The organism is Prosthecobacter fluviatilis (assembly GCF_055388355.1).
This window is the reverse complement of sequence record NZ_AP043782.1, coordinates 963,109-981,056: the sequence shown is the minus strand read 5'-3', so window position 1 is coordinate 981,056 and position 17,948 is coordinate 963,109. Positions and strand designations below refer to the sequence as shown.

At 60.9% G+C, this 17,948-nt stretch carries 16 protein-coding genes; 4 read left to right on the top strand and 12 right to left on the bottom strand.

The window, feature by feature from the left end; translation table 11 throughout:
- Positions 1 to 55: 55 nt before the first annotated feature.
- From ACZ5WW_RS03605 to ACZ5WW_RS03595, 3 genes are all read right to left on the bottom strand, one after another.
- Positions 56 to 1,264, bottom strand: a complete 1,209-nt coding sequence (locus ACZ5WW_RS03605) for a saccharopine dehydrogenase family protein (protein WP_377170175.1) — start codon at positions 1,262 to 1,264, stop codon at positions 56 to 58.
- A gap of 142 nt (positions 1,265 to 1,406) precedes the next feature.
- Positions 1,407 to 2,342 (bottom strand): SPFH domain-containing protein, encoded by a 936-nt coding sequence (locus tag ACZ5WW_RS03600; RefSeq protein WP_377170173.1) that lies wholly within the window; start codon positions 2,340 to 2,342, stop codon positions 1,407 to 1,409.
- A 36-nt stretch (positions 2,343 to 2,378) separates the two neighbouring features.
- Positions 2,379 to 3,368, bottom strand: coding sequence for an SPFH domain-containing protein (locus ACZ5WW_RS03595; protein WP_377170171.1), 990 nt, complete (start codon positions 3,366 to 3,368; stop codon positions 2,379 to 2,381).
- Positions 3,369 to 3,519: 151 nt separating this feature from the next.
- On the opposite strand from ACZ5WW_RS03595, the gene ACZ5WW_RS03590 reads away from it, so the two are divergent.
- Positions 3,520 to 4,065 (top strand): hypothetical protein, encoded by a 546-nt coding sequence (locus ACZ5WW_RS03590; RefSeq protein ID WP_377170169.1) that lies wholly within the window; start codon positions 3,520 to 3,522, stop codon positions 4,063 to 4,065.
- Between the two features lie 183 nt (positions 4,066 to 4,248).
- On the opposite strand, the gene atpC is transcribed toward ACZ5WW_RS03590, so the two are convergent.
- The 8 genes from atpC to atpB all read right to left on the bottom strand — a co-directional run bounded on the left by atpC (position 4,249) and on the right by atpB (position 10,998).
- On the bottom strand, positions 4,249 to 4,665 hold the full coding sequence (gene atpC / locus ACZ5WW_RS03585) for an ATP synthase F1 subunit epsilon (RefSeq protein WP_377170167.1): 417 nt from the start codon (positions 4,663 to 4,665) through the stop codon (positions 4,249 to 4,251).
- Between the two features lie 121 nt (positions 4,666 to 4,786).
- Entirely contained in the window at positions 4,787 to 6,244 is a 1,458-nt protein-coding gene (gene atpD / locus ACZ5WW_RS03580; RefSeq protein WP_377170165.1) for a F0F1 ATP synthase subunit beta, read from the bottom strand.
- Between the two features lie 42 nt (positions 6,245 to 6,286).
- Positions 6,287 to 7,165: an ATP synthase F1 subunit gamma gene (gene atpG / locus ACZ5WW_RS03575; RefSeq protein ID WP_377170163.1), complete on the bottom strand. Its 879-nt coding sequence runs from the start codon at positions 7,163 to 7,165 to the stop codon at positions 6,287 to 6,289.
- 42 nt (positions 7,166 to 7,207) lie between these two features.
- Positions 7,208 to 8,737, bottom strand: coding sequence for a F0F1 ATP synthase subunit alpha (gene atpA / locus ACZ5WW_RS03570; RefSeq protein WP_377170161.1), 1,530 nt, complete (start codon positions 8,735 to 8,737; stop codon positions 7,208 to 7,210).
- 42 nt (positions 8,738 to 8,779) lie between these two features.
- A complete protein-coding gene (gene atpH, locus ACZ5WW_RS03565; protein ID WP_377170159.1) occupies positions 8,780 to 9,178 on the bottom strand; it encodes an ATP synthase F1 subunit delta in 399 nt (132 codons plus the stop codon).
- A gap of 21 nt (positions 9,179 to 9,199) precedes the next feature.
- Positions 9,200 to 9,721, bottom strand: coding sequence for a F0F1 ATP synthase subunit B family protein (locus ACZ5WW_RS03560; RefSeq protein ID WP_377170157.1), 522 nt, complete (start codon positions 9,719 to 9,721; stop codon positions 9,200 to 9,202).
- An 81-nt stretch (positions 9,722 to 9,802) separates the two neighbouring features.
- Positions 9,803 to 10,051 carry an ATP synthase F0 subunit C gene (locus ACZ5WW_RS03555; RefSeq protein ID WP_377170155.1) on the bottom strand — a complete coding sequence of 83 codons (249 nt, stop codon included), beginning with the start codon at positions 10,049 to 10,051 and terminating at the stop codon, positions 9,803 to 9,805.
- A gap of 83 nt (positions 10,052 to 10,134) precedes the next feature.
- Positions 10,135 to 10,998, bottom strand: coding sequence for a F0F1 ATP synthase subunit A (gene atpB, locus ACZ5WW_RS03550; protein WP_377170153.1), 864 nt, complete (start codon positions 10,996 to 10,998; stop codon positions 10,135 to 10,137).
- 443 nt (positions 10,999 to 11,441) lie between these two features.
- Here atpB and ACZ5WW_RS03545 point away from each other — a divergent pair, with 443 nt between their 5' ends.
- A complete protein-coding gene (locus ACZ5WW_RS03545) occupies positions 11,442 to 13,463 on the top strand; it encodes a sulfatase (RefSeq protein ID WP_377170151.1) in 2,022 nt (673 codons plus the stop codon).
- A gap of 99 nt (positions 13,464 to 13,562) precedes the next feature.
- On the top strand, positions 13,563 to 13,928 hold the full coding sequence (queD, locus tag ACZ5WW_RS03540; protein ID WP_377170149.1) for a 6-carboxytetrahydropterin synthase QueD: 366 nt from the start codon (positions 13,563 to 13,565) through the stop codon (positions 13,926 to 13,928).
- A gap of 11 nt (positions 13,929 to 13,939) precedes the next feature.
- Here the strand turns inward: queD and ACZ5WW_RS03535 are convergent, their stop codons facing one another.
- Positions 13,940 to 15,970: a beta strand repeat-containing protein gene (locus tag ACZ5WW_RS03535; RefSeq protein WP_377170147.1), complete on the bottom strand. Its 2,031-nt coding sequence runs from the start codon at positions 15,968 to 15,970 to the stop codon at positions 13,940 to 13,942.
- A gap of 188 nt (positions 15,971 to 16,158) precedes the next feature.
- Between ACZ5WW_RS03535 and ACZ5WW_RS03530 the strand changes: the two genes are divergently transcribed.
- Positions 16,159 to 17,940 (top strand): GMC family oxidoreductase, encoded by a 1,782-nt coding sequence (locus ACZ5WW_RS03530; protein ID WP_377170144.1) that lies wholly within the window; start codon positions 16,159 to 16,161, stop codon positions 17,938 to 17,940.
- The last annotated feature ends 8 nt before the right edge of the window (positions 17,941 to 17,948 follow it).

Here is a 17,948-nt window from a genome sequence, read left to right as displayed (position 1 = left end):
GAGGGCGTGGATGACGCCCCCACTTTGAAACCAAGCCTTGACCTTGCGAGGGCGGTTACTCGCCCGGCATCTTTTCGGTGGGCCAGGTCTCCACCCAGGGCAGGCCGTAGGCGTTGAGGTCCTTCATGAAGGGATCGGGATTGAGCTGCTCGACATTCCAGACGCCGGGCTGGCGGTATTCGGCGGGATTGGTGAGGAGCTGGCGGGCGGCGATCATGGCAGGGACGCCGGTGGTGTAGCTGACGCCCTGGCTGTTGGTCTCCTTGTAGCAGTCCTGGTGGTCGCAGATGTTGTAAACGTAGTAGCGCAGGGGCTTGCCGTCCTTGCCGGTGCCTTCGATCCAGTTGCCGATGCAGGTCTTGCCCTTGGTGTCGGGGCCGAGGGTGCCGGGCTCTGGGAGGAGGGTCTTGAGGAACTCGATGGGGATGATGTCGACGCCCTTGTGCTTGACGGGATGGATGCCGGTCATGCCGACGTTTACGAGCACTTCCATGTGCTTGATGTAGGCGTCGCCAAAGGTCATCCAGAAGCGAGCGCGGCGCATGGGGATGTGTTTGGTGAGGGACTCCAGCTCCTCGTGGTAGAGGCAGTAGATGTTCTTTGGCCCGATGCCGTCGGGGAAGGAGAAGCTGCGCTTGATTTCAAGTGGCTTGGTTTCCACCCACTGGTCGTTTTCCCAGTAGCGGCCGTTGGCGGTGACTTCGCGGAGGTTGATCTCGGGATTGAAATTGGTGGCGAAGGCCTTGCCGTGGTCGCCGGCGTTGCAGTCGATGATGTCGAGGGTGTCGATCTTGGAGAAGTGGTGCTTGAGGGCGTAGGCGGTGTAAACATTGGTCACGCCGGGGTCAAAGCCGCAGCCGAGGAGGGCGGTGAGGCCGGCCTGCTTGAAGCGCTCCTGGTAGGCCCACTGCCAGTGATATTCGAATTTGGCGACGTCGCGCGGCTCGTAGTTGGCGGTGTCGATGTAGTGCACGCCGGCCTCGAGGCAGGCGTCCATGATGGTGAGGTCCTGGTAGGGCAGGGCGACATTGATGACGACCTCGGGCTTGAAGCTTTTGAGCAGCTTGACGAGCTCGGGCACATTGTCGGCGTCCACAGCGGCGGTCTGGATGGGGCGCTTGAGCTCTGCGGCGATGCTGTCGCACTTGGACTTGGTGCGGCTGGCGAGCATGATCTCGCCGAAGACGTCGGGCTGCTGGGCGCATTTATGGACAACAACGCGGCCAACGCCGCCGGCACCGATGATGAGGACTCTGTGGGACATGTGGGGTGGGAAAATGGGGGGAAATGACGAACGAGCGCCAGAAATGGCGGGAGGGCGAGTGTAGCAGGCGTGGGGGGAATGCAAGCGACGGAAATGGCGGGGGATCACATGATCTCCGTGCCTTGCTGAAGCCGAATGCCAATCACAGCTTCACTGGCGGTGTGTCTCCCTCATGCTTCGGGGGCTGAGCTGCCAGAAGATTGGTGAGGAGTGCGCTGGAGGAGGCGGGCATGAGGGTGACGGCGGCTTTGCCAGTGATGATTTTCTGGGCCTCAAGGACATCGAAGACGGCCTGGGAGACGTCGGGGTCTGTGGAGATGTCGCGGAGGGCGTCGCCGACGATCTGGGGACGGACGGCGGCTGCTTTGGCGAGCTCGATGGCGGCGGTTTTTTCGGCGGTGCTGGTGATGATGCTGACCTGGTTGGCGCCATCCTGCTTGATGGCGGAGGTGACCTGACGGAGGCGGTTGACGACCTTGCTTTCGATCTGCTTGATCATCTTGGCATCGCGGAAGTGGACCTTGCGGATGTAAACGCTGCCGAGCTTGAAGCCCCACTCGTGGGACTTTGGGGTGACCTCGCTGCGCACGGTGTCGCTCATCACGTGGCGGTTTACGAGCATGTCTGCGAGCGGCATGTTGCTGAGGCAGCGGACGGTGGAGTTGCTGACGCTGGCGGAGAGGGAGCCGGCGGGGTCGGTGTTTTTGAAGAGGAAGGCGACGGGGTCGCTGACAAACATTTCATACCAGATGCCAATGCCCATGGGGGCGCCCTCCTCGGAGTTGACGGGCTGGCTGCGCAGGTAGGTCTGGTCCAGACGGAGATCGACGACCTGGCACTGGCCGAGCCAGTTGACCAGAAAGGCGGCGGGGCCGAGCCTGGCGGGCAGGAAGTGGAGGCCGGCCTCATCGATGGTGCCGATGACCTTGCCAAAGAGGATGTAAACATTGCTGCGGCGCTCCTGAACGATGGCGTAGAGCCCGGCGATGCGGCCGAGGTAGAGCAGGAGGGGGACGGCGATGCTGCAGCCGATGAAGGTGATGGCTGCGGCGAGGAAGAAGTGGGAGAGTGCGTCCATAAAAAAGTTCCTAGTTCCTGGTTCTTTGTTTCTGGTTCAGTCCTTGTGGGTTTCAAGGAAGACCTGGCCGGCTTTGTCGAAGAGGGCGAGGCGGACATTGCGCACGTAGGAGCGCAGGGCGGCGGTGCCGCGGGATTTAAGATCGAGGAGCTGGGAGGCGAGGCGTTTCAGGGGCTCGACTTCGGCCTGGGCCTTGAGGGTTTCGATTTCGACGGCCCGCTGAGACTGGACGATCTTCTGGTCTGCACTGGCCTGGGCAAGGCTGATGTCCGAGGAGACTTGGTTGTAGGCGGTGTTGATGGCGGCGAGGGCGGACTCGACTTCATGCGGCGGGTCGATGCCGGTGATGAGGGAGGCATCGAGCTGAATGCCGTAGCGAGCGGAGGAGCTCTGGCATTCACGGTCCATGTGCTCGTTGAGGTCGCGCAGGTTTTTGCGGATGTCGTTGATGGAGATGCCGATGGTGGAGGCGGCACCGGAGCCGGAGTCTGCGGCAGCGGTGCCGGCAGGCGCCTCAAAGGTGGCGATGCGCTCGCGCAGGACGCTGACGAAGTAGCCCATGACATGGGCGTAGGCGTTCTTCACGCCAAAGATAAAGGCGTAGAGATTGCGCTCGGAGACGCGGAAGCGGAGCTGGCCGTTGAGGCCGACATTGAGCTGGTCCTTGGTGACGGCTTCAAGAATGCTGCCGGAGCTGTTGGCGGAGGGATCATCCGGATCCCAGGCCATGTTGACGGTGCTGGTGGCGATGTCCACCTTGTAGACCTTTTCCCAGGGCCATTTGAAATAGGGGCCGCCTGGGGGGATGACGCGCACCTGGGGGTAGTCGTAGCGGACTTTTTGCTCCGGGGTAAGGGCGTCGGAAATGGCGTCGTCATTGGTGCTAAGGTCATGCACGCGCTGAGCACGTCCGAAGCTGGTCTTCACGGCCCGCTCGTTTTGATTCACCGTGTAGAAGCCAGCGATGAGGTAACGCATCAGAAACCACACAAGGAACCCAACGAAACAGCCAAAGGCAGTGGACATAGGACAAGGATGTTGCTGCGGGGAGACTCAGGGGGAATGGCGCGGATGCCAACTACAAAGGCGGGGAGGGCTTTGGAATGGATGCCGGGGTGCGTGGGGCTCTTTCGTGCTTGACCCCGGCAGGGGTGAGCGGCTACTGCGGAGGCCTGCCATGAACAAAGCCTGCCTGACCCTCCTGCTTACCGGCGCCCTGTCCCTGATGAGCTGCGCCACGTCCTCGAAGCCGCAACGCCAGCCTGCGGCGGGTGGCGAGATGATCTCATTTCCGAGCCAGCGCATCTCGTTCTTCCTGCCGGACGGATGGAAGACGATGCCGAAAACCAAAGGGCCCGGCCGCCTGATGGGGGCTGCGCGTGAGAACGACGGAGGCCAGGCGGGAGGCATGGTCTTTGGCCTGATCTCGGTGCCTGAGACGAGCTTTCAGAGCGTGACGGACAAGCGGCTTTTCAAGACGCTGCAAAACTCGTGGAGCCGGAAGGGCTTTACCAAATTCGGCAAGCCGCAGGTGGTCAGGGTGGGCGGGCGCGAGGCGCTGCGGTTTGAGGCGCAGAAGCCTGAGGCCAGCCAATCGCTGCTGAACTACACCTTCATCCACCAGGGGCAGATGACCGGGCTGCTGTTTTCCTACTACGGCATGCCGGTGACGAAGGGGCCAGCGGTGCAGCGCATCGTGGACTCCTTTTCGATCGCTCAGTGAGGCTGAAATAGCCGCAGAGGCACCGGCGGGACATGTCATGCGTCATGCCTGGTGCCCGCCGACCCAATGCCGGGTGACGCGGCGAGCCTGATCTGCGGAAGTGAATTTTGCGACTGGCTGGAAACAAAAAGGCACTGAGATTTTGGTCTCAGTGCCGAATTTGTCAGGGCGATGTGCAGGAGGTCAGACGGTCCTGCGCTTGCGCTTGATATTGAGGTGGATGGTGGCGCGCTGGATGGCGGCCATGGCTGCAGCCACTTCTTCCTGATGCTCGCCGGGCTTGAGGTCTTCGAGGGTTTTCTTGGCGCGTGCGATGGCTTCTTCTGCCGCCTTTTCATCGATTTTTTCGGAATCGATGGCTGAGTCGGTGAGGATGCGGGTGACGGAGCCTGTGACTTCGACGAGACCGTCGCCGACGGCCAGTTCGGTGGTTTTGCCACCTTTGGTGATGCGCAGCTCACCGGGGACCAGGGTGGTCACGAGGTTGCTGTGCGCAGGGAGGACACCCATTTCACCCTCGTAACCCGGCAGCACGACGGTATCGACCTCATCAGAGAAGATGCGGGCTTCGGGGGTGACGATTTCCAATTTGAGAGGCATGGGCGAGTGCGGGGGAGATTTATGATTTACGATTTATGATTTACGATTTGCCAGTGGCACCGCGATTTATGGTTTGGAAATCATAAATCAAAAATCGTAAATCATAAATGAAGCGCAGCGATTAGTCCTTCTTCACGCTGTCGATGCCGCCCTTCATGTAGAAGTTGGCCTCGGGGACGCTGTCGTGCTTGCCGTCAAGAATTTCGGCGAAGCCCTTGATGGTGTCTGCGACCTTGACGTATTCGCCCTTGGTGCCGGTGAAGATTTCTGCGACGTGGAAGGGCTGGGAGAGGAAGCGCTGAAGCTTACGTGCACGGAACACGGTGAGCTTGTCTTCTTCGCTGAGCTCGTCCATGCCCAGGATGGCGATGATGTCCTGAAGGTCTTTGTAGCGCTGAAGGACGCGCTGCACGCCGCGGGCGACACGGTAGTGCTCTTCGCCGACGATTTCGGGGGCGAGGGCCTTGGAAACGGAGGCGAGAGGATCCACAGCGGGATAGATGCCCAGCTCGGCGAGTGAACGCTCAAGCACGACGGTGGAGTCAAGGTGGGCGAAGGTGTTGGCCGGGGCAGGGTCGGTCAAGTCGTCAGCAGGGACGTAAACGGCCTGGAAGGAGGTGATGGAACCGGTCTTGGTGGAGGTGATTCGCTCCTGCATCTGACCCATTTCAGCGGCGAGGGTGGGCTGATAACCCACGGCGGAAGGCGTACGTCCAAGGAGAGCGGACACTTCGGAACCGGCCTGGGAGAAACGGAAGACGTTGTCCACGAAGAAGAGCACGTCCTGGTTCTTTTCATCGCGGAAATACTCGGCCATGGAGAGGGCGGAGAGAGCGACGCGGAGACGGGCTCCTGGGGGCTCGTTCATCTGGCCGTAAACAAGGGCCACCTTGGAACCGGGCTCGCTGATGTAGCCGCCCTGGTCGTTCTTGACGATGTCGTGGCCGTTCTTCTTCACCTTGATAACGTCGGACTCGATCATTTCATGGTAAAGGTCGTTACCTTCACGGGTACGCTCACCCACGCCGGCGAACACGGAGTAACCACCGTGGCCTTTGGCGATGTTGTTGATGAGCTCCATGATGACGACGGTCTTGCCGACGCCAGCACCACCGAAGGCGCCGACTTTACCACCCTTGGTGAAGGGGCAGATAAGGTCGATGACCTTGATGCCTGTTTCGAGGATCTGAGCGGAAGGATTCTGGTCGACGAGGGCAGGGGCGGCGCGGTGAATGGCGTAGCGCTTTGCTGTCGCAGGGGAGGGCTGGTCATCGCAAGCGTCGCCGGTGACATTGAAGATACGGCCGAGAACTTCTTCGCCGACGGGGACGGTGATGGGGCCGCCGGTGTCGGTGACGTCCATGCCGCGCTTGAGGCCTTCGGTGGAAATCATCGCAATGGAGCGCACCCAGCCATCACCGAGATGCTGCTGCACTTCGCAGGTGAGGCGTGCGGCCTTGCCACCCTGCTCGAAGTTGATTTCGAGGGCGTTGTAGATGGCGGGCAGCTTGCCGGAGGCGGAGAAATCCACGTCCACCACGGGACCGATGACTTGAACGATTTTGCCGATGTTGCTCATATGAAGTGAAAAGGGGTAAGTAAAAAGTTAAAAGGGCCTGCTTTATTCAAGAGCCATCTTGGCGGTGGTGATTTCGAGGAGTTCGTTGGTGATCGCGGCCTGGCGGAGCTTGTTGTATTCAAGGCTGAGGTCCTTGATCATCTGCTTGGCGTTGTCGGTGGCGTTCTTCATGGCGACCATCCGGCTGGAGTGCTCGGAGGCGCGGGATTCGAGCACCATCTGGTAGATGGTGTCGTTGACATACTGCGGGAGAACGGTCTCAAAGACGACTGCGGCGCTGGGCTCAAACTTGTACTCAAGGGAGTCAGCGGCAGCCGGGGTGATCTCATGACCGAAGTCACGCTTGCCACCAAGAGTCACCGGATTGACGGGCAGAAGCTGCTCGACCGAGGGAAGAACGGTGACGGTGTTGATGAAGTTGTTGAAGACCACGAGCACTTTCTTGTACTCACCCGTGCGGTACTTTTCCTGGATGAAGCGGCTGACGGAGCGGACTTCGGCGAACTTGGCGGGGTCTTTGATGGGGAAGTCAGCGACGAGGGTGCGGCGCAGGCGGTTGATGGCCTGGACTGCCTTCTTGCCGACGGTGACGTATTCGACTTCGCCTTCGATCTGAGTGGTGACGAGCTTCTTGAACAGGTTGGTGTTCAAGGCGCCGCAGAGGCCTTTGTCCGAAGCGATGAGGAGGACGAGGGTCTTGTCTCCCTTGCCTTCGGAGAAGAAGGGGTGGATGCCCTCTTCAGCGTGCTCCTTGAGGTTCACCAGGATCTTGTTGAGCATCTCGGCGTAGGCACGGCCATGGCTGGCCTGGTCCTGCGCCTTTTTCATCTTCGCAGCCGCGACGAGCTGCATGGCCTTGGTGATCTGGGCCGTGTTTTTGACCGATTTGATTCGGCGTCTGATGTCGCGGGTGGAGGGCATCTTTTAAAGGATGAAGGATGAAAAACTAGAAACTAAAACAGCTTACTTCCAGGAGGCTTTGAAGTCGTCGAGGGCGGATTTGAGGCCGGCTTCGACATTGTCGAGGGTCTTCTCGTTGGCGAGCTGGTCCATGAGCTCGCTCTTGCGGGTGCTGAGGTACTCCTCGAGCTTGGCCTGGAATTCCTTCACGCGGTCCACGGCGACGGAGTCAAAGTAGCCCTTCTGCATGGCGTAGAGAGTGCTGACCATGATGGGCAGGCTCTTCGGCTGATACTGCTGCTGCTTGAAGAGTTCCACGATGCGAGCACCGCGATCGAGCTTGGCCTTGGTGCTGGCGTCGAGGTCGGAACCGAACTGGGCGAAAGCGGCGAGTTCGCGGAACTGGGCGAGGTCGAGCTTGGTGGTGCCGGAGACCTTCTTGATGGCCTTGGTCTGAGCGGCGGAACCCACGCGGGACACGGAGAGACCGACGGAGATGGCAGGACGGATGCCCTGGTAGAAGAGGTCGGTTTCGAGGAAGATCTGACCGTCGGTGATGGAGATCACGTTGGTCGGAATGTAAGCGGACACGTCGCCAGCCTGGGTCTCGATGATGGGCAGGGCGGTCATGGAACCACCGCCGTAGTTTTCGGACACGCGGCAGGAGCGCTCAAGCAGACGGGAGTGGAGATAGAACACGTCACCCGGATAAGCTTCACGGCCGGAAGGACGCTTCAGGATGAGGGAAACCTGACGGTAGGCGACGGCCTGCTTGGAAAGGTCATCATAGACGATGAGGACGTCCTGGCCCTGGTCCATGAACCACTCGCCGATGGCGGCGCCGGCGTAGGGGGCGAGGTACTGGTTCACCGCAGAGTCAGAAGCGGAAGCGCTGACGATGGTGGTGTATTCCATGGCACCGGCGTCTTCGAGGGTCTTGACGACGCGGGCAATGTTGGACTGCTTCTGGCCGATGGCGACGTAGATGCAGTAGAGGGGCTTGTGGCCCTTAAGCTTGCCCTGTTCGGCAGCCTTGTTCTGCTGAGCCTGGGAGATGATGGCGTCAACGGCGATGGTGGTCTTGCCGGTTGAGCGGTCACCGATGATCAGCTCGCGCTGACCGCGGCCGATGGGGATCATGGCGTCGATGCTCATGATGCCGGTCTGCACAGGGACGGACACGGACTTACGGGCAATGATGCCAGGAGCAAGCTTTTCGACGGGGTACTGGGTTTCGCCCTTGATGTCGCCTTTGCCGTCGATGGCCTGACCGAGGGCGTTCACGACGCGACCAAGGAGGCTCTTGCCGACCGGCACGGAGAGGAGACGGCCAGTGGTCTTGACTTCATCGCCAGCCTTGATGTTTTCGCCAGAGCCGAGAAGCACGCAACCGACTTCGGTTTCTTCGAGGTTGAGGGCCAGACCGTAAACGCCGCCGGGGAACTCGATCATTTCGTTGAGCATGACATCGCTCAAGCCTTCAATCTTGGCTGCGCCGTCACCGATTTCACGTACGATGCCCACATTGGACTTCGTGACGGCGGTCTTGAGGCCGGCGATTTGGGATTCGATCTCCTGGAGGATGTTGCTCATGGTATTGCGGGTTTGAAAAAGCTGAGAGAGGGGCGGGAAGAATTAGGCGGAAAGGGAGTCTGAGAGGGCTTTGAGACGGGCTTTGACACTGCCATCCCAAACGTCGGAACCGACTTTCACGCGGATGCCGCCGAGCAGTTCTGGATTGACACTGAACTCGAGGGTGAGCGGGCGGCCATACTTCTTGGAGAGGCTGGCCTGGAGCTCTGACTGAGTGGCAGGGGCGAGGGCGGTGGCGCTTTCCACTGCGGCGCGCTGACGGTCCACTTCGTTGGCCACGAGGCGGGCAAAGGCGTCGAGGATGCCGATGTAGCCACGGGGCTTGCTGCTGGCGACGGTGCTGACCACCTTGCGCACACTGGCGTCATCAAGCTTTCCGTTGGCGATGCAGGCGCGGAAAAGCTGGCGAGAGGTGCGGCGGGCTTCCTTGGTGATCTTCATGGTGGCGCGGCGGCGGGAAAATTAAGCGGAGACCTGGGCAGCGGTTTCCTGGTTGATGCGGGTCTGGTCGTCGGTGTTGAGGACCTTGCCGGTGACGCGGCTGGTGGCGTCGGAGACCATGCGGCCGAATTCGCGCTTCAGCTGGGACATGAGCTGCTCCTGCTCAAGCTGGGCGGCTTCACGGGCCTTGGCAATGATGGTGTTGGCGGAAGAGACGGCCTCCTGCTGGCGGCGCTCCTGGATGAGCTTGGCGGCGTCGTCGGCTTCTTTCACGAGGCGGGCTGCGTCAGCCTCCGCCTTGTCGAGAATGGCCTGGGAATTCTGCTTGGCCTCAGCGGCGTCGCGGGCGATTTTTTCGAGCTTGGCTTCACCGTCGGCGATGCGCTGGCGGCGCTGCTCAAGCATGGCCAGAATAGGACCGAAAGCGTACTTCTTCAGGATGCTATAGACCGCGATGAAAATGATGACTTGGGCGAAGAACTTGCCCCAGGCGAGTCCGAAGTCGCCTGCGATTTGATATGCGATGCCTTTGATCTGGTCCATAGCCGAGTTTGAAGAGAAAAGGAGAGGAAGAGTTGACTAGCTGCGGCGGGCTGGGACACAGCCCGCCGCGAAATTCAGGGCTTACTTGCCAAGAATGAAGGACAGAATGCCGAGACCTTCTGCGAGGGCCATGGCGATAATGCCGAGGGTCAGGATGTTGCCGAAAGCGCCGGGGTTGCGACCGACGGCTTCCACAGCCTTGGAGCCGATGAGGCCCACGCCGATGGCGGCGCTGCCTGCACCGATACCGGTGGCGATAGAGCCGGAGACGCCAGCGGCGACTGCGGGTCCGTGAGCGGCGGCCTGCTCGGCCATAGAGATGAGTTCCATTGTCATAGTGTTATGCGAGTATGTGGTTTGTTGTGTCGCCAGCGTCCACGCGTTGCGCATGGTCCCGCGGGCAAAGTCAGAGATTAGTGGTGCGCCTCCTCATGACCGTGTTCTTCGTCATGAGCGGTGGAGAGCTGGATGTAAACGGTGCTCAGGAGGGTGAACACGATGGCCTGAAGCAGGCCGACCAGCAGCTCCATGAAATAGAAGGGGAAGGGGGCGAGGACGCTGCCGATGAAGCCGCCCATGCCGCTCATGGTGTGAAGCACGTTTTCACCGGCGATGATGTTGCCGTAGAGACGGAAGGAGAGGGTGATGGGGCGGAAGACGATCGAGAAGATTTCGATGACGCCGACGAAGAGGAACACTGCAGCCACTGCCATGCCCATGATGCCTTTGAGGCCGCCCTTGGGGCCGAAGGTGTGGACGATGAAGCCCCAGACGCCGACTTCCTTGATGGTGATGTAGAGCCAGACGATGAACATGGCTGCTGCAAGGCCGAAGGCGGCATTGAGGTCAGTCGTTGGCGGACGAAGCAGTGCGAAATGGACTTCCTTGACGCTGAGGGTGCCGGTGCCTTCGCCCCAGCCGATGGTGCCGACGCCTGGAAGGAGGCCGAACCAGTTGGAGACCAAGATGTAGATGAAAACGGTGGCGAGGAGGGGGAAGACCTTGGGGGCAAGCTTTGCGCCTACGATGCCTTCGACCTGGCCGTAAAGAAACTCGACGATGAATTCGAAGAGGTTCTGAGTCTTGTGCGGGATCAGGGTCATGTTCGTGGTGGCCTTGCGGGCGAACCAGAGGAGCAGGACGGTGATGATGGCCGCTACAAAAAGAGAAGTGGTGATGAAGCTGAGGTTACTCTCTTGGAAGAACTCCGACGCATAGCTGGGCACATTCGCGAGCAGCGGCGAGAAGGAGGTTGAAGGGAGAAACGTGGGCAACATGGGGGTAGGGGCTACCGGGGAGGGTCGGTGTAGGGTCTCGCCGGGATGGCGGGCAGTTTTTTTAGCCACATGAAAGGTGGGTGGCAAGCCCTATTTGTGAAAAATTTCACAAAGTCGGCGTTTGAGGCCTTGGGATGCGGCTGGATTTGCTGCTTTGAAAGGGGGAGATCTTGAAATTTGCGGAGGAGAGAGTGTGTTTTTGCAGGGATTGCAGGTGCTGAAGGCGTGGCTGTGGGCCGATGGGGGCCCCAGGGCTGGAGTCGCAAAATCTGGTTTTCTTGCGGTGGGGGAGAATGGCTTATTTGCCTATGTGTAGCCTGGGGTGAGACGGTAGGGACCAATGCTGCGGTGCAGGGTGTTTTTTGCCCGCTCATGCGCTTCCGGGCCGAATATCTGAGGGCAAGATCTCGACAGCGCTTCTGGCTCGTGCAAGCTTTTCGCCGATGTCTTCCCACTCATTCGCTGTGTTGTTTGTCCTTTCGCTTTTGGCTGTGCCTGCAGGTGCGGCGGGGAAGTCCAGGCCCAAGATGATTTCAGCAGAGGGCAAGCCGAACGTCCTTTTCATCATTGCAGATGATCTGCGTGACTACGCAGCCTGGATGGGCGGGCACCCGCAGTCGGTGACTCCGAACATGGACCGGCTGGCGAAAATGGGCATGCGCTTTACGAATGCACACTGCAACTACGCGCTGTGCAATCCCTCGCGCACGGCATTGCTCACGGGCATGCTGCCGTCATCGAGCGGGGTGTACGGGAATGAGCAGGACTGGAGGCGCAGTGTGAAGATCTCTGGCAAGCCGACGCTGCCGGAGCATTTCAAGGCGCAGGGATACACGACGGCTGCGGCGGGGAAAATTTTCCATGCGAACCATGGCGGGCCGGAGGGGCGACTGGCTGGCTGGCACGGAGGGCGGCGCGGCTTTGAGCAGGACTCGGCGTGGGATTTGCGCTTTCCACAGCCGGGGGTGCAGATTCCGGACCTGCCGGTGCATACAGGGCAGAATTTCAACGGGCTGAACATCTGGCACTGGGACTGGGGTGGCATCTCAGTGCCTGAGGAGAAGACGGATGACGGTCAGGTGGCGGCGTTTGCGGCAGAGTTTCTGCTGCAGAAGCAGAAGAAGCCGTTTTTTCTGGCGCTGGGGCTCTACCGGCCGCACTCGCCCTGGTATGTGCCGCAGAAGTACTTTGATGCGCTGCCGCTGGAGTCGATCAAGCTGCCGGAGGTGAAGGCGGATGATCTGGATGATGTGCCTGCGAGTGCGAAAACGCAGCTCAAGGAGGGGTATCACCAGCGAATCCTGGAAAAGAACCTCTGGAAGGATGCGGTGCGTGCCTACCTGGCCAATGTGGCGTTTTGCGACGCCATGCTGGGGCGCATTCTGGAGGCGGTGGAACAAGGGCCGAATGCGAAGAACACGATCATCGTTTTCACGTCTGACCACGGCTGGTATCTCGGGGAAAAGCAGATGTGGCACAAGGGCAAGCTGTGGGAGGAGGCGACGCGAGTGCCGCTTTCAATTTATGCGCCGGGTGTGACGCAGGCGGACAGCCTTTCGGGGCAGCCGGCGTCGCTGACAGACCTCTATCCCACGCTGTGTGAACTGGCCGGGCTGCCACGGCCCGAGCACCTGGACGGCAGCAGCCTGAAACCTCTGCTGCTGGACCCGGCTGCCAAAAGCAAGGGGCCCGCCATCACCTGCATGGGCGGCGGCAAAAATGCCGGGTATGCCGCGCGTGACGAGCGGTGGCGCTACATCCGCTACGCGGACGGCAGCGAGGAGCTGTATGATCACGAGAGCGACCCGAAAGAGTGGACGAACCTGGCGGCGAGGCCGGAGCATGCGGCGGTGAAGACCCGGCTGGCGGAATTTTTCCCGCAGGACTTCAAGAGCGCGGTGCGGCCTGCTGCTGAAATGAGCGGTGCAGCGAGCCCCTCGGGCTCGGTCGATCTGAAGCTGAACATCGGGGATGAGCTGAGTGCTGGCGAGGCACCGAAGCTGAAGGGCAGGGGTGTTTTTATCGACGCTGTGGTGGAGTTTGATCCGCTGGCGGACCAGGACAGCACGCTGCTGGCGCAGGGGGATGAAGAGTCCGGGTATGTGCTGCATCTGGTGGCTTCGCAGCCGACATTGACTGTGTTTGCGAACGGCAAGAGCACTGCGATCAGCAGTGCGGCGCTGGAGAAAGGCCGTGTGAACATCCGGGCGCAGATCGACACTGGGGGCGTTATCACGCTGGCTGTGCCGGGACACAGCGAGGTGCTGGGGGTGGCGCCGTTTGAGCAGGGATTTCCGCAGGAACCGAAGACGGGCCTGTGCGCCGGGCAGAGTTTTGGGATTTTGAAGCCTGCGAAATACCCGAACAGCACGCCGTTTGACGGTGTGGTGCACCGTCTGAAGCTGACCGTGCTGCCGCCGCATGCGGTGCCAGCGCCCACGGCGGCGGCTGAGAAGAAGCCCTGAGCGGGCGAAGGGCCACATTCACAGATTCCGCGCATCTTTCGTGCTGGCCAGAGAGAATAAGTGGATTAAAGCTACCCATTCCTCCCAACCACCCCCTTCATGCGAGCACGCATCATCAAAGACTTCCGCTTCGAGGCCGCCCAGACGCTGCCTAACCTCCCTGGCGACCACAAGTGCACCAAGATGCACGGTCATTCCTTCAAGCTGGAAATCGCAATCGAGGGCGAGGTGGATCCGAAGATCGGCTGGGTGTATGACCATGCGGAAATCTCCAGAGCGATGAAGCCGCTCATGGACCAGCTGGACCACTCCTACCTCAACGAGATCGAAGGGCTGGAGAATCCCACGATTGAGTACATGGCGGCGTGGCTGTGGAAGAAGCTGGCTCCGCAGCTGCCGGGCCTGTGTGAGATCGTGATCCACGAAACACCCAACGCACGCTGCGTGTTTCGTGGCGAGTTTTGAGCCGGCCGGGCTCAGGCCGCCGCGTGGACACGGCGACGGCGGAGTGCCAGCAATGCGAGGCCGAGACCGCCCAGCAGGGTGCGTGAAGGCTCTGGCACGGCATCCACATGCAGCGAGAGAGAAGTGGCGCCGATGGTGAACTGCCCGGCAAAACCGAGCGGTGTGGAGCCGAAGGCGAGGTTTGAGAGCGAAAGACCGGAGACGGAGCTGTAGTTCATCAGGGTGTAGTCTGAGCCGCTGGCAAGGCTGCCGGTGTTCAGGATGTCAAAGATGGTGGTGCCGCCGCCGGTGAAGCTCAGGGCACCGCCGATGTTGAGGAGGTCTGAGGTGGTGCCGAGCTCGAAGGCGAAGCGGGAGCCGTCCACGATGCTGAGGTTTCCATCAATGTTCAAGGTGCCGGGACTGAGGCCGGGGGCGATGGTGCCGCCGCTGGCGACAGAGACATTGCCTGCGATGTCGCCGGTTCCTTTCAAGGTGCCGGTGGAGTTGACGATGACGTTGCCGGAGCCGGTGGCGCTGCCCGTGGTGTTGGTGACGCTGAGTGTGCCGCTGACAGTGGTGGTGCCGCTGTAGGTGCTGGCTCCTGAAAGGATGACGTTGCCGGTGGAGATGGAGACGCTGCTGAAATTGGAGAGGGAGCCTGCGTAGCTGAAAGTGTTGCCTGTGCCTGGATTGAATGTGGCGGTGTTGGTGCCGGTGCCGCCGTCGATGTCGCCTGTGATGGAGCCGCCGGTGACTGTGAGGGTGTCGTTGCCAGCGCCAAGATCGACCGCCTGACCGTTGTCTCCGATGACTGAACCTGCATTGTTGAGGGTGTCGTCGCCATCGCCGGTCTGGATGGCTGCGCCAGCGGTTGCTCCTGCTCCACGAATGGTTCCCGTGGCGTTGTTGGTGATGATGTCAGCAAAAGTGCCGATAAACTTGATGCCAAATCCCGCCTTGCCCTGAATGAGGCCGCTGTTGGTCACGGTGGTTGCCGCGATGGCATTGCCGCCATTGCTGTCATCGATCAGAATGCCGTTGCCACCTTTGGTGGGATCACCATTCGGCGCGTCGGCCGACAACGAGCTGCCGATGATCCTGCCGGTGACAGTGTTGGTAATGCTGCCACCGCCGGCAGCGACGCCCTCGGCATTGTTTGTGCCCCGTGCACCGAGGCCCAGAATGTCGCCTGAGTTATTCAGAGTGAGTGTGCCGTCCACATCCACACCGTCACCATCGCCATCCGTCGCGGTGGACAACACGCCGCCCTTGATGGTTGCGCCAAGGGCATTGGTCACGCTGGCTGAAGAGCCAAGATCATCGATGTTGACGCCGGAGCCGTTCACTGCGGAAATGGTGCCCGCATTGTTGTTCACGGTGATGGTGAATCCGGCAAAACCTCCGGTGATGCCATGCCGACCCGAGATGGAGCCGGTGTTGGTCACGGTGACACCCGTGCCGTTTGCCTGGATGCCATCGCTGCCGGAGGGCGTTGCGGTTCCGGTGGGAGTGGCAGAGATGGTTCCTGCATTGATCACCGTGCCATTGGTGCCGGGACGCACGGCATCTTCACCGACAGTGGAAATGATGCCGCCGAGCTGATTGGTCAAACTGTTGGCGGCAGTGGTGATTGCAGCCCAGTCAATCGCCTGACCGCCGGCGCTGACACTGATGGTGCCGCTGTTTGTCAATGTGACAGCGGTGTTGGCCGAATTAACGCGAACTGCATCGGTGCTTACTGAAGTGATGGTTCCCGTGTTTGAGATCGTGAGCACGGAATTGTTCACCGTACTGTCAATGGTGCGGCCAGATCCCGTCTGCTGAATCGTGCCATTGTTGGTCAGTGAGGTTGTGGCACTCATCGTCACCGCCACCGTGCTGCCCCCGAGGGTCAGGGATTTGCCGGAGTCCACTGTGCCGGTCTGCCCGTCAGCGTTCAGTGTTTGCGCGGTGGTGGTGTTTGTGCTGATGACAAAGGTGGCGGCCTGAAGCGCGGGTGCCGAAAAGATGGCGAGTGCTGCCAAGGCTGAGGCGGTGATGTGGCGATGCTGGGGAGTCATGTCTTGAAAGGGGGTAGGGCGGGCGCTTATGCGTGCGCCGGGGGCGGCTGTCGAAAGACGCGGCGTTACGATTTTGCCTTGTGGCAGTCCTGCCACATTTGGGTGGTGAACCCCTGGTGTTTGCCCTCTTCAATCTGGAAAAAATGTAACATGACTTGTCGCCTTGCGACCATGGCTATAGTCCGGGCATGCCTGTCCTCACCGAACGCAAAACGCAGCCGCAGTATGATGTCATTGTCGTGGGTTCCGGGGCCGGTGGGGGCATGGCGGCGATGATCCTGGCGCTCAGCGGAGTGAAGGTGCTCATGATTGAGGCCGGGCGGAATTATGAGCCGGTGAAAGAGACGCCGATGTTTAACACGCCGGAGATGGCACCGCTGCGCGGGACCGCCACGCCGGACCGGCCCTTCGGATTTTATGACGCCACGGTGAACGGTGGCTGGCAGGTGCCGGGAGAGCCCTACACCAACAAGCAGGGGACCGAGGGAGACTTCTGGTGGTGGCGTGCGCGCATGCTGGGCGGGCGCACGAACCACTGGGGGCGCATCTCGCTGCGGTTTGGTGAGTTTGATTTCAAGCCGAAGTCGCGCGACGGGCTGGGTGTGGACTGGCCCATGAGCTATGAGGACATGGCGCCGTGGTATGACCGAGTGGAGCAGCTCATCGGTGTGTATGGAGAGAATGACGGCATCGCGAATGCGCCGAACTCTTCCCCTGGCGTGCTGATGCCGCCGCCGAAACCGCGTGTGGGCGAGCTGCTGGCGAAGAAGGCGGGCAGGAAGCTCGGGGTGCCTGTGGTGGCTGCGCATCGTGCGGTGCTGAGCCAGCCGATGGACTGGAAGAACCTGCCGAAGGTGCTTTTCCCCAACAATCCGAAGGCGCAGGAAATCATCGGCAAGGACATGATGTCGCGCGCGGCGTGCTTCTGGGCGACGAACTGCATCCGTGGCTGCAGCATCCGCGCCAATTTCCAAAGCACGACGGTGCTGCTGCCGCCTGCGCTGGCGACGGGAAACCTGGACATCATCACGGATGCGATGGTTCGCGAAGTGGTGATGGGTGCGGATGGCAAGGCCACGGGGGTGCACTACATCGACAAGGTGACGCGGCGAGATGCGGTGGTGAAGGCGCGCGTGGTCATCCTGGCGGCGAGCACCTGCGAGACCTCGCGCATTTTGCTGAACTCAAAATCGCGCGACAAGGCGGGGCTGGCCAACTCGTCGGGGCAGGTGGGGCGCAATCTGATGGACAGCGTGGGTACGCGCCTGGGGGCGCACATTCCCGCGATGGAGGATCTGCCGCCGATGAACGAGGATGGCGCAGGCGGGCTGCACACCTACGTGCCGTGGTGGCTGGTGCATGAGCATGCCAAGCTGGGCTTTGCACGCGGCTACCACATCGAGATGGGCGGCGGCCGGCAGATGCCGGAGGTGAAGAGCTTTGGCTACCTGGACTCCACGTCGCCCGGAGTCTATGGTCGCAAGCTGAAGGAGGAGGCGCGGCGCTACTACGGGGCGCAGTTTGGCTTCTCGGGACGCGGCGAGATGATTCCGAACAAGGACTGCTACTGCGAGCTGGACCCGAAGGTGGTGGACCAGTGGGGCATCCCTGTGCTGCGCTTTCACTGGAAGTGGAGCGACCATGAGATCAAGCAGGCGGAGCACATGCAGCAGACTTTTGCGGAACTGCTGGAGGGCATGGGTGGGAAGGCGAAGCCGCAGAGCGGGGCTGATGCCATCCAGCGGCCCGGGGAGATCATCCACGAGGTGGGCACGGCCCGCATGGGGGCAAAGGGCGCTGAGAGCGTGACGAACCAGTACTGCCAGACGTGGGATGTGAAGAACCTCTTTCTCATGGACGGCGCCGTGCTGCCCAGCAATCCTGACAAAAACCCGACGCTCACCATCCTTGCCCTGGCCTGGCGCTCCTGCGAGTGGCTGATGGAGGAGATGAAGAGGGGGAACATTTAACCGATTTG